Origin of the sequence: Cellulomonas triticagri (assembly GCF_003696205.1) — a bacterium.
Lineage (GTDB): Bacteria > Actinomycetota > Actinomycetes > Actinomycetales > Cellulomonadaceae > Cellulomonas > Cellulomonas triticagri.
This window is the reverse complement of record NZ_RFFI01000029.1, coordinates 20,229-36,935: the sequence shown is the minus strand read 5'-3', so window position 1 is coordinate 36,935 and position 16,707 is coordinate 20,229. Positions and strand designations below refer to the sequence as shown.

Here is a 16,707-nt window from a genome sequence, read left to right as displayed (position 1 = left end):
CCGGGCGCGCACCCGCGCGAGCCGTTCCGCGACCGCGGCACCTCCGGACGTCATGGCCCGACCCTAACCCGCGGGGTGCGCCGACCTGTCCGGCCCGCTGGGCCCGTCCGGCCCGCTGGGCCCGTCCGGCCCGCTCGGCCGGTCCGGCCCGTCCGGCCTGTCCGGAACCGCCGCGCGCGCGTAGCGGTCGGCGAGCGTCGCGGCCGCTGCCCGCAGGTCCGGGGGGCCGACGACGGTCAGCGGGACGTCGAACATCCCGAACCACGCCGCCAGCCCGCCCCAGGACCACGAGGCCGACACCATCCGGCAGTGCCCGGCGTCGACGGGCTCGACGACGTCGTGCGGTCCGGCCCACCGGGCGACCACCTCGGCAGGCGCCGCGAGCACCGCCTCCCCGCGGCACGGCAGCACGGCCCCGGCGAGCTGCTGCTGCAGGTAGGTCGCGACGTCGGGGGCGGGCAGGGTCCGGCGCGCGAACCGCGGGCCGGTGGGGGTGCGCGGGCGCATCCGGTCCACCCGGAACGTCCGCCACGCGTCCCGGTCCAGGTCCCACGCCACGAGGTACCAGCGCCGCCCGCGCGTGGCGAGGTGGTGCGGCTCCACCCGCCGCGGCGGCACCGTCCCGGGGTCGCGGTCGTCGTCGGGCGCGCGGTAGTCGAACCGCAGCACCTCGCCCGCCCGCACGGCGGCGCCGACCGCGACGAGCCGGTCGGCGTCGACCTCCTCGTCGTCCCGGGGCGCCCGGCGCACGGCGGTGACCTCCAGCGCGTCCACCCGGCTCCGCAGCCGGGCGGGCAGCACCTGGCGCAGCGTCGCCAGCGACCGGGCGGCGGCGTCGTCCAGCCCGTCGACGCCCGTCGTCGCGGTCTGGAGCGTCACCGCGAGGGCGACGACCTGCTCGTCGTCCAGCATCAGGGGCGGCATCGCGGCGCCCGCCGTCAGCCGGTAGCCGCCGTCCGGGCCCTTGGTCGCGTGCACCGGGTAGCCGAGGTCCCGCAGCCGGTCGACGTCGCGGCGGACGGTGCGCGGGCTGACGCCGAGGCGGTCCGCGAGCACGTCGCCGGGCCAGTCCCGCCGGGCTTGCAGCAGCGACAGCAGCCGGAGCAGGCGCGACGACGGTGTCGCGGGGGAGTCGTGGTCGACCATGCGCACCAGTCTGCTCCGAGTAGCGGCCAGGATCTGACCGCTTCTCGGAGCAGCGTGGGTGCCTAAGGCGAAGGAGGGAGCCGACGATGATCCGGACCACCGGACTGACCAAGGACTTCACCGCGAAGAGCGGCACCGTGCACGCCGTGCGCGGCATCGACCTGGAGGTGGCGCCCGGTGAGCTCGTGGCGGTGCTCGGGCCGAACGGCGCGGGCAAGACCACCACCATCCGCATGCTCACCACGCTCACCGCACCGACGTCCGGGACCGCGCAGGTCGCCGGGGCCGACATCGCCCGCGAGCCCGGGACCGTCCGGCGCCGCATCGGCTACGTCGGCCAGGGCAACGGCGCGGGCCACGCGCAGCGCGCCGTCGACGAGCTCGTCGTGCAGGGCGTCGTCTACGGGCTCGACCGGCGCGACGCCCGTCGCCGTGCCGCCGAGCTCATGACCCAGCTCGACCTCGACGGCCTCGCCACCCGGAAGGTCTCCGACCTGTCCGGCGGGCAGCGGCGCCGCCTCGACGTCGCGCTCGGGCTGGTGCACGCGCCCCGGCTGCTGTTCCTCGACGAGCCGTCCACGGGCCTCGACCCGCACAACCGGGCCAACCTCTGGGAGCACGTGCTCCGCCTGCGCCAGGAGCACGACATGACCGTCCTGCTCACGACGCACTACCTGGACGAGGCGGACGCGATGGCCGAGCGCGTGGTCGTCGTGGACGACGGGCGGGTGATCGCGGACGACACCGCGACGGCGCTCAAGCACACCCTCGCGGGCGACCGCGTCCGGCTGGCCGCCGCCGACCCCGCCGACCTGCCGGTGCTCGCCGCGGTGGTCGGCGGGGTGCCGGGGGCGCGGGACGTCGCCGTGGCCGGCGACGAGGTCGAGGCGCGGGTCGCCGACGCCCCGACCGCGCTGCCCGTGGCGCTCGCGGAGGCCGCCGCCCGCGGCGTGCGGGTGGTCCGGGCGGAGGGCCGCCAGCCCACGCTCGACGACGTGTTCCTGTCCCTGACCGGGCGCAGCCTCCGCGAGGAGGGCGCCGCGCGCGCCGAGGCGCCCGAGACCGCGGAGGTGGCGGCATGACCGCGCCGACCCTGACCGAGACCCTGCCCGCCCGCGAGACCGCCCGCTCCTGGTGGGGCGACGCGTGGCTGGTCATGACGCGCGAGCTCACCCCGACCCTCCGGGACCCGTTCTCCGTGGTGTTCGGGCTGGTGCAGCCGCTGGTGTTCCTCGGGCTGTTCGGGCCGCTGCTCGCCGGCTCCGTCGGGGCGACCGTGCCCGGCGGCGACGTGTGGGCGTGGTTCGTGCCCGGCATCCTCGTGATGACGACCCTGTTCGGCACGTCCACCACCGGCGCGAACCTGCTGTTCGAGATGCAGACCGGCGCGCACGAACGGCTGCTCGTGACGCCGCTCGCCCGGTCCGCGCAGCTCGTCGGGCGCGCCGGCAAGGAGATGGCGCCGGTCGTGGCGCAGTCGCTGCTGGTGGTGCTGGTCATGCTGCCGTTCGGCTTCGCCCCGCACCCGCTCGGGGTGCTGGCGGGGCTGGTGCTGCTCGCGGTGTTCGGCGTCGGCGTCGGGTCGCTGTCCTACGCCCTGGCCATCGCGGTGCGGCAGCAGGACTGGATGTTCTGGGCCGTGCAGCAGACCCTGCTGTTCCCGCTGCTGATCCTGTCCGGGATGCTGCTGCCGCTGGAGACCGGTCCGCGGTGGATGCAGGTCGCCGCCGACGCCAACCCGCTGCGCTACGTGGTCGACGCGGAGCGCGCGCTGTTCGCCGGGGACCTCGCGTCCGCGACGGTGGCGTGGGGCGCGGTGGCGGCGGCGCTCACCGCGGCGCTCGGGCTCGTCGTCGGCGTGCGCACGCTGTCCCGCAGCACCCGCTGAGGGTCAGTCGCGGGCGATGTCCGCGACCGTCGCGCCCGTGAGGGTGACGAGGTCCGCCGGGGCCAGCTCGACGTCCAGGCCCCGGCGGCCGCCGGACACGAAGACGGTGTCGAACAGCCACACCGTCTCGTCCACGACCGTGGGGTGGGCGGTCTTCTGCCCGAGCGGGGAGATGCCGCCGACCACGTACCCGGTGGCGCGCTCGGCGGCGGCCGGGTCCGCCATGGCGGCCTTCTTGCCGCCGACGGCGTGCGCGAGGGCCTTGAGGTCGAGCTTGCCCGCGACCGGCACCACGGCGACGGTGAGCGTCCCGTCCACGGTGGCGAGCAGCGTCTTGTAGACCTGCTCGGCGTCGATCCCGAGGACGGCGGCCGCCTCCTCGCCGTAGCCGAGTGTGCTGCGCGGGTCGTGCTCGTAGGCGTGCGCGGTGTGCGGCACCCCGGCGGCGGCCAGCGCGACCAGCGCGGGCGTCCCGGACGGTGCGTGCTTCGGGCGGCTCACGGCCCCACCCTAGGCGCGGGCCGGTGTCGCCGGACGGGTCGGGTCAGACCGCGAGGCCGACGAGCGAGCCGATGCCGTAGGTGATGGCCATGGCGAGGCTGCCGCCGACGACGTTGCGGAGCACTGCCCGCCCGGCGGGGGCGCCACCGAGCCGGGCGCTGACCGTGCCGGTGACGACCAGGGCGACGACGACCGCCGCGAACGTCGCGACGACGCGGGCCTCGCCACCCCAGGGGCCGAGCATGGCGAGCAGCGGGACGACGCCGCCGACGACGAACGCGACCAGCGACGCCAGCGCCGCGTGCCACGGGTTGGTGAGGGACTCCTCGGCGTCGCGGACGCCGTGGGCGCGGAGCACGCGCTCGGCGTCGCGCTGGCTGCTGACGGAGACGTACTCGCCCGCGGCCATGGACAGGGCCCCGGCGACGAGGGCGGCGACGCCCGCGACCGCGAGGGTGGACACCCCGGTGGCGGCACCCGCGACACCGACGACGGTGGCGGCGACGGAGACGATGCCGTCGTTCGCGCCGAGCACCCCGGCGCGCAGCCAGTTCAGCCGCTCCGCACTGGGCAGGTCGGCACCGGGCCGGTCGGCACCACGCAGGTCGGAGCCAGACAGGGCGGGCGCGTCGGCCGCCGGGCGCGCCGTGGGCACGGCGGACGTCGGGGCCTTCGCGACGGTCCGGTCGTGGTCCAGCAGGTGCGTCGACAGGGTGCTCATGGCAGCCACCGTAGGCCGGTCCTGACGCCTTGTCATCAAAGGAAAGGCACGCCTGACCTGCGCAAACGCAGGTTTGCCTCTCCTTATCTGGAACCGATCAAGTCGTTCCCGCAGGTCAGGACGGGGTCGGCCCCGAGGTCACAGCGGCCCCACGTCGAGCACCCGGAGGACGACCTCCCCGGCGGCATCGGACGCGGGCAGGTCGACGAGGGCGTCGATGCGCCAGTCGTGGTCCCCGGCCGGGTCGTCGAGCAGCTGCCGGACGAACCACAGGTCTCCGCGCGCACCCGCCTCGCCGTGGGCCGCGGGGCGCTGGTCGACCTGGAACAGCGCCGGCCCGCGGGCCGGCGGGCCGGTGAGGATCTCGTCGTGGTCGTCGTAGAACGGGTCGAGCGCGTCGCCCCACCGGTCGGCCGTCCACGGCTGGTCCTCGGCGTCCAGGTCGCCGAGCGCGCCGAGCGCCGGGTACGCCTCGCGCGCGGCGAGGTCGACGCGGCGGAACAGCGCCCCGCGCACCAGGGCCCGGAAGACGCGGGGGTTCTTCGTGATCGGCGGGGGAGCGTCGTCCTCGGGCCGGGACTCGGTGACGGTGGCGTCGTCCAGGTCCTCCGGGTGCGCGAGCCGCTCCCACTCGTCCAGCAGGCTGGAGTCGGTGCGGCGCACCAGGTCGCCCAGCCACTCGATGATCTCGTGCAGCTCCTCGGTGCGGGCGTCGTCCGGGACGGTCTGCCGGAGCGCCCGGAACGCGTCCGCGAGGTAGCGCAGCAGCACGCCCTCGGTGCGGTCGAGCTGGTACAGCGAGACGTACTCGGCGAACGTCGCCGCGCGCTCGTGCATCTCCCGGACCACGGACTTGGGGGACAGCTCGTGGTCGGCGACCCACGGGTTGGTCTGCTTGTAGATCTGGAAGGACGCGCCCAGCAGCTCGGCGAGCGGCTTCGGGTACGTGACGTCCTCGAGCAGCGCCATGCGCTCCTCGTACTCGATGCCGTCGGCCTTCATCGCCGCGACGGCCTCGCCGCGGGCCTTGTTCTGCTGCGCGGCGAGCACCTGGCGCGGGTCGTCGAGGGTGGCCTCGATGACGGAGACGACGTCGTGCGCGTACCCGGGGTCCTCCTGGTCCAGCAGGTCCAGGGCGGCGTACGCGAAGGGCGAGAGCGCCTGGTTCAGCGCGAACGTGGGCGGGACGTCGAGCGTGAGGCGCACGGACCGGCGCAGCCGCTCGGGCCCGGGCCCGTCCTCGACGTACCGCTCGACCACGCCCGCGGCGCGCAGCGAGCGGTAGATCGCGATGGCCTGCCGGACGAGGCGACCGCGTGCCGACTCGGGCTCGTGGTTGTCGAGCAGCAGGTGCTTCATCGTCTCGACCGGGTCGCCGGTGGGGCGCGCCAGGACGTTGAGCACCATCGCGTGCGAGACGGTGAACGACGACGTCAGGGGCTCGGGTTCGGCGTCGCGCAGCCGCTCGAAGGTCTTGTCCGTCCAGTTGACCATCCCGGGCGGGGCCTGCTTGCGGACGATCTTCTTGAGCTTCTTCGGGTCGTCGCCCGCCTTCTGCAGGGCCTTGCGGTTCTCGATGACGTGCTCGGGCGCGAGCACCCGGACCTCGCCGGTGGTGTCGTACCCGGCGCGGCCGGCACGACCCGCGATCTGGTGGAACTCGCGCGCGGACAGGTGCCGCATCCGGGTGCCGTCGTACTTGACCAGCGAGGTGAGCAGCACGGTCCGGATCGGGACGTTGATGCCGACGCCCAGGGTGTCGGTGCCGCAGACGACGCGCAGCAGGCCCTTCTGGGTCAGGCGCTCGACCACGCGGCGGTACTTGGGCAGCATCCCCGCGTGGTGCACGCCGACGCCGTGCCGCAGCAGCCGGGACAGCGTCTTGCCGAACCCGGGCCCGAACCGGAAGTCCCCGAGCTCGTCGGCGATCCGGTCCCGCTGCTCGCGCGACGCCAGCGTCATCGACAGCAGGGCCTGCGCGCGCTCGACGGCCTCCTTCTGCGTGAAGTGCACGACGTAGACGGGCGCGCGGCCGGTCTGCACCAGCATCTCCAGCAGCTCGTGCAGCGGCTCGACGTCGTAGTCGAACGTCAGCGGCACGGGGCGCTCGGCGTCGGCCACGACCGACACGGGGACGTCGGTGCGACGCTCCAGGTCCTCGGCGAAGAACGAGACGTCGCCGAGCGTGGCCGACATCAGCAGGAACTGCGCGTGCGGCAGCTCGAGGAGCGGCACCTGCCACGCCCACCCGCGCTGCGGGTCGGAGTAGAAGTGGAACTCGTCCATGACGACCTGGCCGATCGCCGCGTCCGGGCCCTGGCGCAGGGCGAGGTTGGCGAGGATCTCGGCGGTGCAGCAGATGATCGGAGCGTCCGGGTTCACGGCCGAGTCGCCGGTCATCATCCCGACGTTCGCGGAGCCGAACGCCTCGACCAGGGCGAAGAACTTCTCGCTCACCAGCGCCTTGAGCGGGGCGGTGTAGTACGTCCGGCGGCCCTGGGCCAGCGCCACGAAGTGCGCGGCCGTCGCCACGAGGGACTTCCCGGATCCGGTCGGCGTCGACAGGATGACGTGCGAGCCGGTCACGAGCTCCAGCAGCGCCTCGTCCTGGTGCGGGTACAGCGCCAGCCCGCGGTCCTCCGCCCAGCCGGTGAACGCCGCGTAGAGCGCGTCCGGGTCGTGCGGGTCCGCCGGGACGCGGTCGGCGAGGGTCGACGGGCGGGCGGCGGGGGAGACGGGCACCCGTCGATCCTGTCACGCGGCACCCGCCCGGACCGCACCGGGCGTCGCGCCTGTGGACGACGAGGGCGCCCTTACAGTGGGCCACCATGAGCACCGAGAGCGCCGCCCCCGCACCCCCGCACGTCGAGATGTGGACCGACGGGGCCTGCAAGGGCAACCCGGGCGTGGGCGGCTGGGGCTCGCTGCTGCGGTCGAACGGGCACGAGCGCGAGCTGTTCGGCGGCGAGGCCGTCACGACGAACAACCGCATGGAGCTGCGCGCGGTCATCGAGGGCCTGCGGGTGCTCAAGGAGCCCTGCCGCGTCGACCTGCACGTGGACTCGCAGTACGTGATGCAGGGCGTCACCAAGTGGATCGCGGGCTGGAAGCGCAACGGCTGGCGCACCGCGGACAAGAAGCCGGTGAAGAACCAGGACCTCTGGCAGGACCTGGACGAGCAGGTCGCCCGGCACGCGATCAGCTGGCACTGGGTGAAGGGCCACGCGGGCGACCCCGGCAACGAGCGCGCCGACCAGCTCGCGAACAAGGGCGTCGACGAGGTCCGCGCGGGCTGAACCGGGCCGACCCGGGCCCATCCGGGCCGATCCGGGGCGTGACGTGGTCCAGACCAGTTACGCTCGGGGCGTGCCCACTGCCGGGCACGCTTCGCTCGCACCGGAGGTCGCGTCCATGGAACGGTCCGTCGTCGTCGCCATCGCGGAGGGTCTGCACGCCCGCCCCGCCGCCCTGTTCGTCGCGGAGGCCGGCAAGCAGCCGGTCCCCGTCTCCGTCCGCAAGGGCGACGCCGCGCCGGTCCAGGCCGCGAGCATCCTCGGCATCATGACGCTCGGCGCCGCCGCGGGCGAGACGCTGGTGCTGTCCACCGAGGTGGACGGGCCCGAGGCCGAGGCCGCGCTGGACGCGCTGGAGGCGTTCCTCTCGCAGGTCGAGATCGCCTGACGCCTCCCCGTACGAGCACGAGGGGCCCCGCCCGGCACGCGCCGGACGGGGCCCCTCTGCCGTGCGGGAGGTCAGGGCGTGGGATCGACGCCCGGCACCGTCGGGGCCGCCGGGGGCGGGGTGTCGGTGCCCGCCGGGGAGGTGACCACGGCGTCCGCCGCGACCGCGGCACCGACGGCGACGCCGTCCGCCGCACCCTCGGTGTCGTCCTCGCGCCCCGGTGTCTTGAAGTTGAACTTCACGATCATGAACCGGAACAGGAAGTAGTAGATGACGGCGTACCCGAGGCCGATCACGATGAGCAGCAGGGGCTGGTCGGCGATCCGGAAGTTCAGCAGGTAGTCGATGACGCCCGCCGAGAACCCGAACCCGCTGCGGATCTCGAGCGCGTTGACCAGGGCCATCGACGTGCCGGTGAGCACGGCGTGGATGGCGTAGAGCGGGTACGCGACGTAGACGAACGCGAACTCCAGCGGCTCGGTGACGCCGGTGACGAACGCGACCAGCGCGGCCGAACCCATGATGCCCGCGATGACCTTGCGGTTCTTGGGCTTGGCGGTGTGCACGATCGCCAGCGCCGCGGCCGGGAGGGCGAACATCATGATCGGGAAGAACCCGGTCATGAAGGTGCCCGCGGTCGGGTCGCCGTTGAGGAACCGGGCGATGTCGCCGTGCCAGACCTGGCCGGACGCGTCGGTGTAGTCGCCGAACTGGAACCACGGCAGCGAGTTGAGCAGGTGGTGCAGGCCGAACGGCAGCAGCAGGCGGTTCAGCGTGCCGAACACGAACGCGCCGATGACGGTCGAGCCCGTGACCCAGTCGCCGACCGCGGTGAACCCGGCGTCGAACGCGGGGTAGATCAGCGCGGCGACGACGGCGATGAGGACCGCGGCACCCGCGGTGACGATCGGCACGAACCGGCGGCCGCCGAAGAACGCGAGGTACGGGGGCAGCTTGATCCGGTAGTACTTCTGGTACAGCAGCGCGGCGGTGAGGCCGATGACGATGCCGCCCAGGACGCCGTAGTTGATGAGCTCCTGGGTCTCGCCCTCGCCGGGCTCGCCCAGGACGTACGGGGACAGCGCGTCGGTGACGCCGGTGAAGACCAGGTAGCCGATCAGCGCGGCCAGGCCGGTGGAGCCGTCGGACTTGCGGGCGTAGCCGATGGCGACGCCGAGGGCGAACAGGATCGGCAGGTTGTCGAGCAGCGCACTACCCGCGGAGCCGATGACGTCGGCGACGGGCAGCAGCCAGTCGGCGTGGGCGCCGAGGCCGTTCTCGCCCAGCATGTCGGGCTGGCCGAGCCGCAGCAGCAGCGCCGCGGCGGGCAGGGAGGCGATGGGCAGCATGAGGGAGCGGCCCACGCGCTGCAGCTGCGCGAGCCCGGGGATGCCCCGCTTGGCGGGGGCGTCGGCCGTCGTGGCGGACATGGTGACTCCTCGTCGAGACGGTGGGGGCGGGTGGTCGGCGTGCTGGGCCGGCGCGCCCGCCGGGGGGAGGGTCGTGCGGTGACGCGGACTTGCGGTGTCGCGGCCGAGTCCGGCAAGTTGTCTGGACCAGTTGCGGTCAGAGTGGTCTAGACCGGAAGATGTGTCAAGGACCACAGCACGACCGCACCGTGACCGACGGGCAGCGCTTCCCGCGCCGCCCGCGGACGGACCAACGGCGTGCGGACGACGTCGACCGAGGTGGGAGGGTGAGGCCGTGCAGCCGCAGCAGCCCCGACCCCACGACCCGGCGGACCCCGCAGGGGACCGCCGCCACCACAAGTACCTGGCCGTGCGCTCCTACCTCGTGGACCTGGTGGAGCAGTCGCTGCACGTCGGCGACGCCGTCCCGTCCGAGCGCACGCTCTGCGAGCGGTTCGGGGTCTCCCGGATGACGGTCCGGCAGGCCGTCGACGCGCTCGTCTCCGAGGGCGTGCTCGTGCGGGAGCAGGGGCGCGGCACGTTCGTCGCGCCGCAGCGCATGGACTTCGAGATGCGCCTGACGACGTTCGGCGAGGAGATGCGGCGCCGCGGGATGCGCCCCGAGACCCGGGTGCTCGACGCCCGCACCGTCGCCGCCGCACCCGAGGCCGCCGACGCGCTCGGCACCGCCGTCGGGGCGCCGCTGCACCACCTGTGGCGCGTCCGGTACGCGGACGGCTCGCCCATGAGCCTCGAGCAGCACTGGGTGTCCGTCGCGCTGCTGCCCGACCTCCTGGCCGACGGGCCGCCGCCGAGCATGCACGACGCCATGCGCGGCGCCGGGCTCGACCCCGCGTGGGGCGAGGAGACGCTCACCGCCGACGAGGCCACGGACGAGGAGGCCGCGCTGCTCGACATGCGCGGGACGCGCGCCGTGCTGCGCGCCACCCGGCGGACCTACTCCGCCGAGGCCCCCGTCATGTACTCCCGCGCCTGCTACCGCGGCGACCGGTACAGCGTCTGGGTGCCGCTCAGCGCACCCGGGCCCGCGCTCGTGCCCCGCCTGCGCGAGGACCTCGCCGAGCCTGACGCCGCCGACAGCGCCCCCGCCGCCGTGGGGGCCCGACCGTGAACCGGAAGGACGACCGGATGACCCAGGGCGCCGACCAGGCCGCCGCGATCCTCGCCGGGCTCGGCGGCGTGGGCAACATCGACGAGATCGAGCCGTGCACGACGCGCCTGCGCTCGCTCGTCAAGGAGCCCGCCCGCGTCGACACCGCCGCCCTGCGCGCCGCCGGCGCGTTCGGCGTCATGGTCTCCGGCCGCGTGGTGCAGGTGGTGATCGGCCCCAGCGTCGACACCCTCGCCACCGACCTCGAGGACCTCCTGTGACCACCACCCGACCCGCCACGACCGGCCGCCCGGCCACCGAAGGAGACACACCATGAGCAAGGCCGAGCAGATCCTCGCCGGACTGGGCGGGGACGCCAACATCGTCGACCTGGAGCCCTGCATCACGCGGCTGCGCGTCGAGGTCGAGGACCCGTCCAAGGTCACCGAGTCCGTGCTGAAGGCCGCGGGCGCCATCGCCGTCATGCAGCAGGGCACCGTCGTGCAGGTCATCGTCGGGCCCGAGGCGGACACCATCGCCTCGGACATCGAGGACCTGCGCTGATGGCGGACCTCACGGTCCTCGCGCCCGTCGGCGGCGTCGTGCACGCGCTCGCGGACGTCGACGACCCGGTGTTCTCCGGCGAGATCGTCGGGCCGGGGCTCGCCGTCCAGCCCACCGGGACCCAGGTCGTCGCGCCGGTCGCCGGGGTGGTCGCCAAGCTGCACCCGCACGCCTTCGTGCTGGTCGCCGAGGGCGGCCGCGGGGTGCTCGTGCACCTCGGCATCAACACGGTGCAGCTCGGCGGTGCGGGGTTCGTGCTGCACGTCGCCGAGGGGGACGTGGTCGAGCCCGGGCAGCTGCTGGTCGAGTGGGACCCGGTCGCCGTCGAGGCGGGTGGGCGTTCGGCCATCTGCCCGGTCGTCGCCCTGGAGGCCGCCCCGGACGCGCTGACCCGCCTGGCCTCCCCGGGCGCCGAGGTCTCCGCGGGCGACCCGCTCTTCCGCCTCGCGTGACCGCTCGGCCTCCGGTCTCCGCCGCCCCCGGATCGCCGTGGGTGCCGGCGGAGACCGGAGGTGGGCGGGGTCCCGGGTCGCGTCCCGGGACGGCGGGGGCCCGCGCCCGGATACTGGTGTGATGGAGCGCACACCCCGGATCGCCGACCTGCTGCGCGGGCTGCCCGCGCTGACCGGGGACCTGCCCGAGGTCGACCCGTACGCGCTGCCCGCGGACCCGGTCGAGGCGTTCGAGCGCTGGTTCGCCGACGCCGTCGCCGCCGGGGTCCCCGAGCCGCACGCCGTCACCCTCGCGACCGCGGGCGCCGACGCCCGGCCCGCCGCGCGGGTGGTGCTGCTCGCCGACGTGGTCGACGGCGCCTTCGTGATCGCCACCGACTCCCGGGCGGGCAAGTCGCAGCACCTGTCCGCGAACCCGCACGCCGCGCTGACGTTCTACTGGCAGCCGCTCGGCCGCCAGGTCCGGCTCTCGGGGCCGGTGCACGCGCTCGACGCCGCGGCCTGCGCCGCCGACTTCCTGCGCCGGTCGCCGAGCGCCCGCGCCGCCGCGCTCGCCTCCCGGCCGGGCGAGGCCCTGCACTCCCCGGCGGAGATGGTCGCGGCCGTCGCCGAGGCCCGGACCCGCGTCGACCGGGACCCCCGCCTCGTCCTGCCGACCTGGCAGCTGTGGGGCGTCGTGCCCGAGGTCGTGGAGCTCTGGCAGGGCGACCACGACCGCGCGCACCTGCGGGTGCGGTACTCCCGCACCGGCGGGGGGTGGACGCGGCGGCTCGACTGGCCCTGACGCGCCGGGCCCGGGTCGTCAGCGCCGGGCGGGGAGGGTGTCCGGGGTGACGTCGGTGGCCCGGGCGGCGAGCCCGTGCAGCAGCCGCTCCAGCGGCCCCCGTCCCGCGGCGGCCCGCCAGACCCAGCAGCCGACCAGGGTCACCAGGCAGAACGCGAGCCACGTCCCAGCCTCCGGCTGCCACACCACCGCCGTGCCGAGCGCCGCGATGGCGAGGATCTGCACGGTGTACGCGGTGAGCGCGAGCGCGCCGGTCGCCGCCAGCGGCGCGAGCACGGCCCTGCCCGCGCGGGTGTCCGCGGCGAGCAGGCACAGGGACAGCACCGCGAGCCCGACGCCCGTGCTCGCCACGACCTCCAGGGTCGAGCTGGAGTGCGGCTCGGTGGTGACCAGCCCGTACAGCGTCGTGCCCGGCTCGACCTGCCGGGTCAGCAGCGCCGAGGCCGCGTAGCCGAGCACCGCCAGCGCGGTGCCTGCGCCGAGCATCCGCAGCCGGACGCCGCGGTCCCGCAGGTCCATCCGACCGACCGCGAGCCCCACCAGCACGTACGCGAACCACACGATCGCGGGGTAGTAGTCGCCGACCACCAGGCCGGTGAGCTCCGTGCCGGGCAGCCGGGCGAACGCCGGGCCCAGCACCAGGTGCAGCACCGGCCCGACCACCGCCACCACCGCCGCTCCGACCAGCAGCCGGTGCGGCGGGGTGCCGAGCAGCGGCACGGTGCACGCGAACAGCACCGCGTAGGTCGGCAGGATCACCACCACGGGTGTCCCGAGGACGACCAGCAGCACGCCGAGAGCCAGCACGAGGAACGCCCGGACCAGCACCTTCGTGCGCGCCAGCACCCGGCGGGTGCCCGCGACGGGCGCGGCGCCGCCGGAGATCAGCGCGACGGAGATCCCGGACAGCAGCACGAACAGCGCGGCGGACCGCCCGTCGGCGACCTGGGTCAGCCCCCACGGCAGCGGGTCGCCGGGCCCGCCCGGGCCGACGTGGGCGGTGATCATGCCGAGCACGGCGAGGCCGCGGGCGACGTCGACGCCGGTGATGCGACCAGGGCTCGCGGCGAGGGCGGCGGGGGCGTCGGGCATGGCCGACACGGTAGTCGCCGCAGCCGTGCCGCCACGCGGTCCGCACGCCGCCACCCCGTGGACGGTGGGGTGACGCGAGGAGCGGAAGGAGACGCAGGTCAGCGGCGCCCGGGGGTGGAGTCGTCTCGGTGGGCGGGACAGCGGTGCTCGGTGGGTGGAAGGGGGCGGGGGTGCGCCGTTACCGTCGTGCGGTGACCGACACGCACCCGGCCGAGGTCTACACCCACGGCCACCACGACAGCGTGCTGCGCTCCCACCGGTGGCGCACCGCGGAGAACTCGGCGGCCCACCTGCTGCCCGCCCTGCTGCCCGGCCAGTCGCTGCTCGACGTCGGCTGCGGCCCCGGCAACCTCACCGTCGACCTCGCCGCGCGGGTCGCCCCCGGGCGGGTCGTCGGCGTCGACCGCTCGGAGGCGGTCATCGGCCTGGCGCGCGCCGAGGCCGAGCGCGCGGGCGCCGCCGACGTCACGTTCAGCACCGCCGACGCGTACGCGCTGCCGTTCGAGGACGGCTCCTTCGACGTCGTGCACGCCCACCAGCTGCTGCAGCACCTCGGCGACCCCGTCGCCGCGCTGCGCGAGATGCGCCGCGTCGCGAGGCCCGGCGGGGTCGTCGCCGTCCGGGACGCCGACTACTCCGGGATGACCTGGTACCCGGCGTCCCCGGTCCTCGACGAGTGGTCCGCGCTCTACCACGAGGTCACCCAGGCCAACGGCGCCGAGGCCGACGCCGGCCGCCGCCTGCAGTCCTGGGTGCTCGACGCCGGGTTCGACCCCGACCGCGTCGTCGCCACCGCCGGTGTCTGGTGCTACGCGTCCGCCGACGACCGCACCTGGTGGGCCGACCTGTGGGCCGAGCGCTGCGTCGCCTCCGACTTCGCCCGGCAGGCCGTCGAGCACGGGCTCGCCGACGAGGTGGGGCTGGAGCAGCTCGCCGCCGGGTGGCGGGAGTGGGGCGAGGCCCGCGACGGCTGGTTCGCGGTGCTGCACGGCGAGGTGCTCGCCCGGGTGTGACGCCGCCGCCCGGTTAGGGTGGGTCCGTGCGTATCGCGAGGTTCACCACGGGGGACGACCCCCGCTACGCCCTGGTCGAGGGCGAGCCCGGTCAGGAGCAGCTCGTCGTCATCACCGGCGACCCGATCTACACCCCGGTGCAGCCCACCGGCGAGCGGATCCCGCTCGGCGACGGCGTGCGCCTGCTCGCCCCGGTGATCCCGCGGTCCAAGATCGTCGGCGTGGGACGCAACTACGTCGACCACGCCGCCGAGATGGGCAACGAGGTCCCCACCGCCCCGCTGCTGTTCCTCAAGCCCAACACCTCGGTCGTCGGCCCCGACGACCCGATCGTGCTGCCCGACTGGACGGAGGAGGTCTCCTACGAGGCCGAGCTCGCCGTCGTCATCGGCAAGGTCACCAAGGACGTCGCGCCCGAGCACGCCCTGAGCAAGGTGTTCGGGTACACCGTCGCGAACGACGTCACCGCGCGCGACGCCCAGCGCACCGACGGCCAGTGGGTCCGCGCCAAGGGCTTCGACTCCGCGTGCCCGATCGGCCCGTGGATCGTCCCCGGCCTCGACGTCGAGGACCTCGCCGTGCGCTCGCGCGTCAACGGCGACCTCAAGCAGGACGGCCGCACGTCGCAGATGGTCTTCGACGTCGCCGCGCTCATCTCGTACATCTCCGAGGTCGTGACGCTGCTGCCCGGCGACGTCATCCTCACCGGCACGCCCGCGGGCGTCGGGCTCATCCAGGAGCGCGACGTCGTCGAGGTCGAGGTCGAGGAGATCGGCACGCTGCGCAACCCGGTGCTGCGCCGCTCCTGACCCGGGCGCCGCACCGCACACCGCCGGGCACCGCCGCCCGGGCCACGACCGGAGGGGGACGGCCATGGACCTGCAGCCCGTGCTGGACTGGCTGACGAACGCGCTCTACACGTACTGGCTGGTGTACGTGCTCGTCGGCGTGGGCCTGTGGTTCACGCTGCGCACGGGCGCCGTCCAGGTCCGGATGTTCCCGGCGATGGTGCGGCAGGTCCTGGCGTCCCGGTCCGGGGCCGAGGGCGGGATCTCGTCGTTCCAGGCGTTCGCCGTCGGGCTGGCGTCGCGCGTCGGCACCGGCAACATCGCGGGCGTCGCGGTCGCCCTCACGCTGGGCGGTCCGGGCGCGGTGTTCTGGATGTGGGTGGTCGCGGCGGTCGGGATGGCCACCGCGCTGGTGGAGGCGACGCTCGCGCAGGTGTTCAAGGTGCGCGCGGCGGACGGGTCCTACCGGGGCGGTCCGGCGTACTACATCCAGCGCGGGCTGGGCTCGCGCCGGTGGGGCGTGGTCTTCGCGCTGCTGCTCATCTTCACGTTCGGCTTCGCGTTCAACATGGTGCAGGCGAACACCATCGCCGACACCCTCTCCACCTCCCACGAGGTGCCCGTCGCCTGGACGGCGGTCGCGCTCATGATCCTCGCCGCGCCCGTGCTGTTCGGCGGCGTGCGCCGCGTCGCCCGGGTCGCGGAGGTGATGCTCCCGGTGATGGCCGGGGCGTACCTGCTGCTCGCCCTCGTCATCGTGGCGCTCAACGTCTCCGCGCTGCCCGGCGTGCTCGGCCAGATCGTGCGCGGCGCCTTCGGGCTGGACACCGCGCTCGCCGGGACGGCGGGCGGCATCCTCGCCGCCGTGCTCAACGGCGCGCGCCGCGGCCTGTTCTCCAACGAGGCGGGCATGGGGTCCGCGCCGAACACCGCCGCGACGGCGACGGTCTCCCACCCGGTCAAGCAGGGGCTGGTGCAGTCCCTCGGCGTCTTCGTCGACACGATGCTGGTGTGCTCCGCCACGGCGTTCATCGTGCTCTCGGCCGGTCCGGACGTGTACGTGCCCGGCAGCACCGGGCAGAGCGCCGGCGCCGCGCTGACCGCCGACGCGGTCGCGCACGAGCTCGGGACGTGGACCACCGGGCTGATGACCGTCATCGTGTTCGTGTTCGCGTTCAGCTCCGTGCTCGGCAACTACGCGTACGCCGAGGTCAACCTCACGTTCCTCGGGGTGCGCGGCGCCGCGCTGAACGCCCTGCGGACCCTCGTCCTCGCCTCCGTCGGCATCGGCTCGCTGCTGGCGCTCGGCACCGTGTGGGCGGTCGCCGACATCGCGATGGCGCTCATGGCGACGGTCAACCTGGTGGCGATCCTGCTGCTGTCCCGGTGGGCGCTCGGGGCGCTCGCGGACTACCGGCGCGCCGTCGCCGACGGCGGCGACCGGCGGTTCGTCGGGCACGGGAACCCGCTGCTGCCCGGCGACGTCCCCGGGGCCGTCTGGGCGCCCGGGGCGGACGACCGGGCGCCGCAGCCGGTTCCCTGAGGCGCCCGACCCCC

General features: G+C 74.8%; 18 protein-coding genes. 12 read left to right on the top strand and 6 right to left on the bottom strand.

Annotated elements, in window-relative coordinates; genetic code table 11:
• Positions 1 to 63: 63 nt before the first annotated feature.
• Positions 64 to 1,146 (bottom strand): helix-turn-helix transcriptional regulator, encoded by a 1,083-nt coding sequence (locus EBM89_RS07245; protein WP_122148775.1) that lies wholly within the window; start codon positions 1,144 to 1,146, stop codon positions 64 to 66.
• 86 nt (positions 1,147 to 1,232) lie between these two features.
• On the opposite strand from EBM89_RS07245, the gene EBM89_RS07240 reads away from it, so the two are divergent.
• Together EBM89_RS07240 and EBM89_RS07235 are read left to right on the top strand one after the other, a co-directional pair.
• A complete protein-coding gene (locus tag EBM89_RS07240; RefSeq protein WP_122148774.1) occupies positions 1,233 to 2,228 on the top strand; it encodes an ATP-binding cassette domain-containing protein in 996 nt (331 codons plus the stop codon).
• Complete coding sequence (locus EBM89_RS07235) at positions 2,225 to 3,034, top strand: ABC transporter permease (RefSeq protein ID WP_122148773.1); 810 nt, start codon at positions 2,225 to 2,227, stop codon at positions 3,032 to 3,034. Before EBM89_RS07240 ends, EBM89_RS07235 begins: the two co-directional genes overlap by 4 nt.
• Before the next feature lie 3 nt (positions 3,035 to 3,037).
• Here EBM89_RS07235 and ybaK read toward each other — a convergent pair whose 3' ends face one another.
• The 3 genes from ybaK to EBM89_RS07220 form a co-directional block, all read right to left on the bottom strand.
• Entirely contained in the window at positions 3,038 to 3,535 is a 498-nt protein-coding gene (gene ybaK, locus EBM89_RS07230) for a Cys-tRNA(Pro) deacylase (protein WP_122148772.1), read from the bottom strand.
• A gap of 43 nt (positions 3,536 to 3,578) precedes the next feature.
• A complete protein-coding gene (locus EBM89_RS07225; RefSeq protein ID WP_122148771.1) occupies positions 3,579 to 4,256 on the bottom strand; it encodes a VIT1/CCC1 transporter family protein in 678 nt (225 codons plus the stop codon).
• Positions 4,257 to 4,394: 138 nt separating this feature from the next.
• Positions 4,395 to 6,998: a DEAD/DEAH box helicase gene (locus tag EBM89_RS07220; RefSeq protein ID WP_122148770.1), complete on the bottom strand. Its 2,604-nt coding sequence runs from the start codon at positions 6,996 to 6,998 to the stop codon at positions 4,395 to 4,397.
• Positions 6,999 to 7,084: 86 nt separating this feature from the next.
• On the opposite strand from EBM89_RS07220, the gene rnhA reads away from it, so the two are divergent.
• Together rnhA and EBM89_RS07210 are read left to right on the top strand one after the other, a co-directional pair.
• Positions 7,085 to 7,552: a ribonuclease HI gene (rnhA, locus tag EBM89_RS07215; RefSeq protein ID WP_233571605.1), complete on the top strand. Its 468-nt coding sequence runs from the start codon at positions 7,085 to 7,087 to the stop codon at positions 7,550 to 7,552.
• A 115-nt stretch (positions 7,553 to 7,667) separates the two neighbouring features.
• Positions 7,668 to 7,937, top strand: coding sequence for an HPr family phosphocarrier protein (locus EBM89_RS07210; protein WP_122148769.1), 270 nt, complete (start codon positions 7,668 to 7,670; stop codon positions 7,935 to 7,937).
• Positions 7,938 to 8,008: 71 nt separating this feature from the next.
• Here the strand turns inward: EBM89_RS07210 and EBM89_RS07205 are convergent, their stop codons facing one another.
• Entirely contained in the window at positions 8,009 to 9,367 is a 1,359-nt protein-coding gene (locus EBM89_RS07205) for a PTS transporter subunit EIIC (protein ID WP_122148768.1), read from the bottom strand.
• 274 nt (positions 9,368 to 9,641) lie between these two features.
• On the opposite strand from EBM89_RS07205, the gene EBM89_RS07200 reads away from it, so the two are divergent.
• The 5 genes from EBM89_RS07200 (at position 9,642) to EBM89_RS07180 (ending at position 12,257) form a co-directional block, all read left to right on the top strand.
• On the top strand, positions 9,642 to 10,478 hold the full coding sequence (locus EBM89_RS07200; protein WP_199732022.1) for a GntR family transcriptional regulator: 837 nt from the start codon (positions 9,642 to 9,644) through the stop codon (positions 10,476 to 10,478).
• Between the two features lie 17 nt (positions 10,479 to 10,495).
• Entirely contained in the window at positions 10,496 to 10,738 is a 243-nt protein-coding gene (locus EBM89_RS07195) for a PTS sugar transporter subunit IIB (RefSeq protein ID WP_122148779.1), read from the top strand.
• A 52-nt stretch (positions 10,739 to 10,790) separates the two neighbouring features.
• Positions 10,791 to 11,021: a PTS sugar transporter subunit IIB gene (locus tag EBM89_RS07190; RefSeq protein ID WP_122148767.1), complete on the top strand. Its 231-nt coding sequence runs from the start codon at positions 10,791 to 10,793 to the stop codon at positions 11,019 to 11,021.
• Positions 11,021 to 11,473, top strand: coding sequence for a PTS sugar transporter subunit IIA (locus EBM89_RS07185; protein WP_122148766.1), 453 nt, complete (start codon positions 11,021 to 11,023; stop codon positions 11,471 to 11,473). Before EBM89_RS07190 ends, EBM89_RS07185 begins: the two co-directional genes overlap by 1 nt.
• Before the next feature lie 121 nt (positions 11,474 to 11,594).
• The gene (locus EBM89_RS07180; protein WP_122148778.1) at positions 11,595 to 12,257 is read left to right on the top strand and encodes a pyridoxine/pyridoxamine 5'-phosphate oxidase; all 663 of its coding nucleotides are present in this window, start codon (positions 11,595 to 11,597) and stop codon (positions 12,255 to 12,257) included.
• An 18-nt stretch (positions 12,258 to 12,275) separates the two neighbouring features.
• Here EBM89_RS07180 and EBM89_RS07175 read toward each other — a convergent pair whose 3' ends face one another.
• The gene (locus EBM89_RS07175) at positions 12,276 to 13,349 is read right to left on the bottom strand and encodes a heparan-alpha-glucosaminide N-acetyltransferase domain-containing protein (protein WP_122148765.1); all 1,074 of its coding nucleotides are present in this window, start codon (positions 13,347 to 13,349) and stop codon (positions 12,276 to 12,278) included.
• Positions 13,350 to 13,540: 191 nt separating this feature from the next.
• Here EBM89_RS07175 and EBM89_RS07170 point away from each other — a divergent pair, with 191 nt between their 5' ends.
• The 3 genes from EBM89_RS07170 (at position 13,541) to EBM89_RS07160 (ending at position 16,693) form a co-directional block, all read left to right on the top strand.
• The gene (locus EBM89_RS07170; RefSeq protein WP_122148764.1) at positions 13,541 to 14,362 is read left to right on the top strand and encodes a methyltransferase domain-containing protein; all 822 of its coding nucleotides are present in this window, start codon (positions 13,541 to 13,543) and stop codon (positions 14,360 to 14,362) included.
• A gap of 26 nt (positions 14,363 to 14,388) precedes the next feature.
• Positions 14,389 to 15,171, top strand: coding sequence for a fumarylacetoacetate hydrolase family protein (locus EBM89_RS07165; RefSeq protein ID WP_122148763.1), 783 nt, complete (start codon positions 14,389 to 14,391; stop codon positions 15,169 to 15,171).
• Positions 15,172 to 15,235: 64 nt separating this feature from the next.
• Positions 15,236 to 16,693 (top strand): alanine/glycine:cation symporter family protein, encoded by a 1,458-nt coding sequence (locus EBM89_RS07160; protein ID WP_122148762.1) that lies wholly within the window; start codon positions 15,236 to 15,238, stop codon positions 16,691 to 16,693.
• The last annotated feature ends 14 nt before the right edge of the window (positions 16,694 to 16,707 follow it).

Excerpts from the sequence above, each read along its gene's own strand:
- EBM89_RS07245 (WP_122148775.1), bottom strand. The coding sequence starts at position 1,146 with ATGGTCGACCACGACTCCCCCGCGACACCGTCGTCGCGCCTGCTCCGG.
- EBM89_RS07240 (WP_122148774.1), top strand. The coding sequence starts at position 1,233 with ATGATCCGGACCACCGGACTGACCAAGGACTTCACCGCGAAGAGCGGC.
- EBM89_RS07235 (WP_122148773.1), top strand. The coding sequence starts at position 2,225 with ATGACCGCGCCGACCCTGACCGAGACCCTGCCCGCCCGCGAGACCGCC.
- EBM89_RS07225 (WP_122148771.1), bottom strand. The coding sequence starts at position 4,256 with ATGAGCACCCTGTCGACGCACCTGCTGGACCACGACCGGACCGTCGCG.
- rnhA (WP_233571605.1), top strand. The coding sequence starts at position 7,085 with ATGAGCACCGAGAGCGCCGCCCCCGCACCCCCGCACGTCGAGATGTGG.
- EBM89_RS07210 (WP_122148769.1), top strand. The coding sequence starts at position 7,668 with ATGGAACGGTCCGTCGTCGTCGCCATCGCGGAGGGTCTGCACGCCCGC.
- EBM89_RS07205 (WP_122148768.1), bottom strand. The coding sequence starts at position 9,367 with ATGTCCGCCACGACGGCCGACGCCCCCGCCAAGCGGGGCATCCCCGGG.
- EBM89_RS07195 (WP_122148779.1), top strand. The coding sequence starts at position 10,496 with ATGACCCAGGGCGCCGACCAGGCCGCCGCGATCCTCGCCGGGCTCGGC.
- EBM89_RS07190 (WP_122148767.1), top strand. The coding sequence starts at position 10,791 with ATGAGCAAGGCCGAGCAGATCCTCGCCGGACTGGGCGGGGACGCCAAC.
- EBM89_RS07185 (WP_122148766.1), top strand. The coding sequence starts at position 11,021 with ATGGCGGACCTCACGGTCCTCGCGCCCGTCGGCGGCGTCGTGCACGCG.
- EBM89_RS07180 (WP_122148778.1), top strand. The coding sequence starts at position 11,595 with ATGGAGCGCACACCCCGGATCGCCGACCTGCTGCGCGGGCTGCCCGCG.
- EBM89_RS07175 (WP_122148765.1), bottom strand. The coding sequence starts at position 13,349 with ATGCCCGACGCCCCCGCCGCCCTCGCCGCGAGCCCTGGTCGCATCACC.
- EBM89_RS07160 (WP_122148762.1), top strand. The coding sequence starts at position 15,236 with ATGGACCTGCAGCCCGTGCTGGACTGGCTGACGAACGCGCTCTACACG.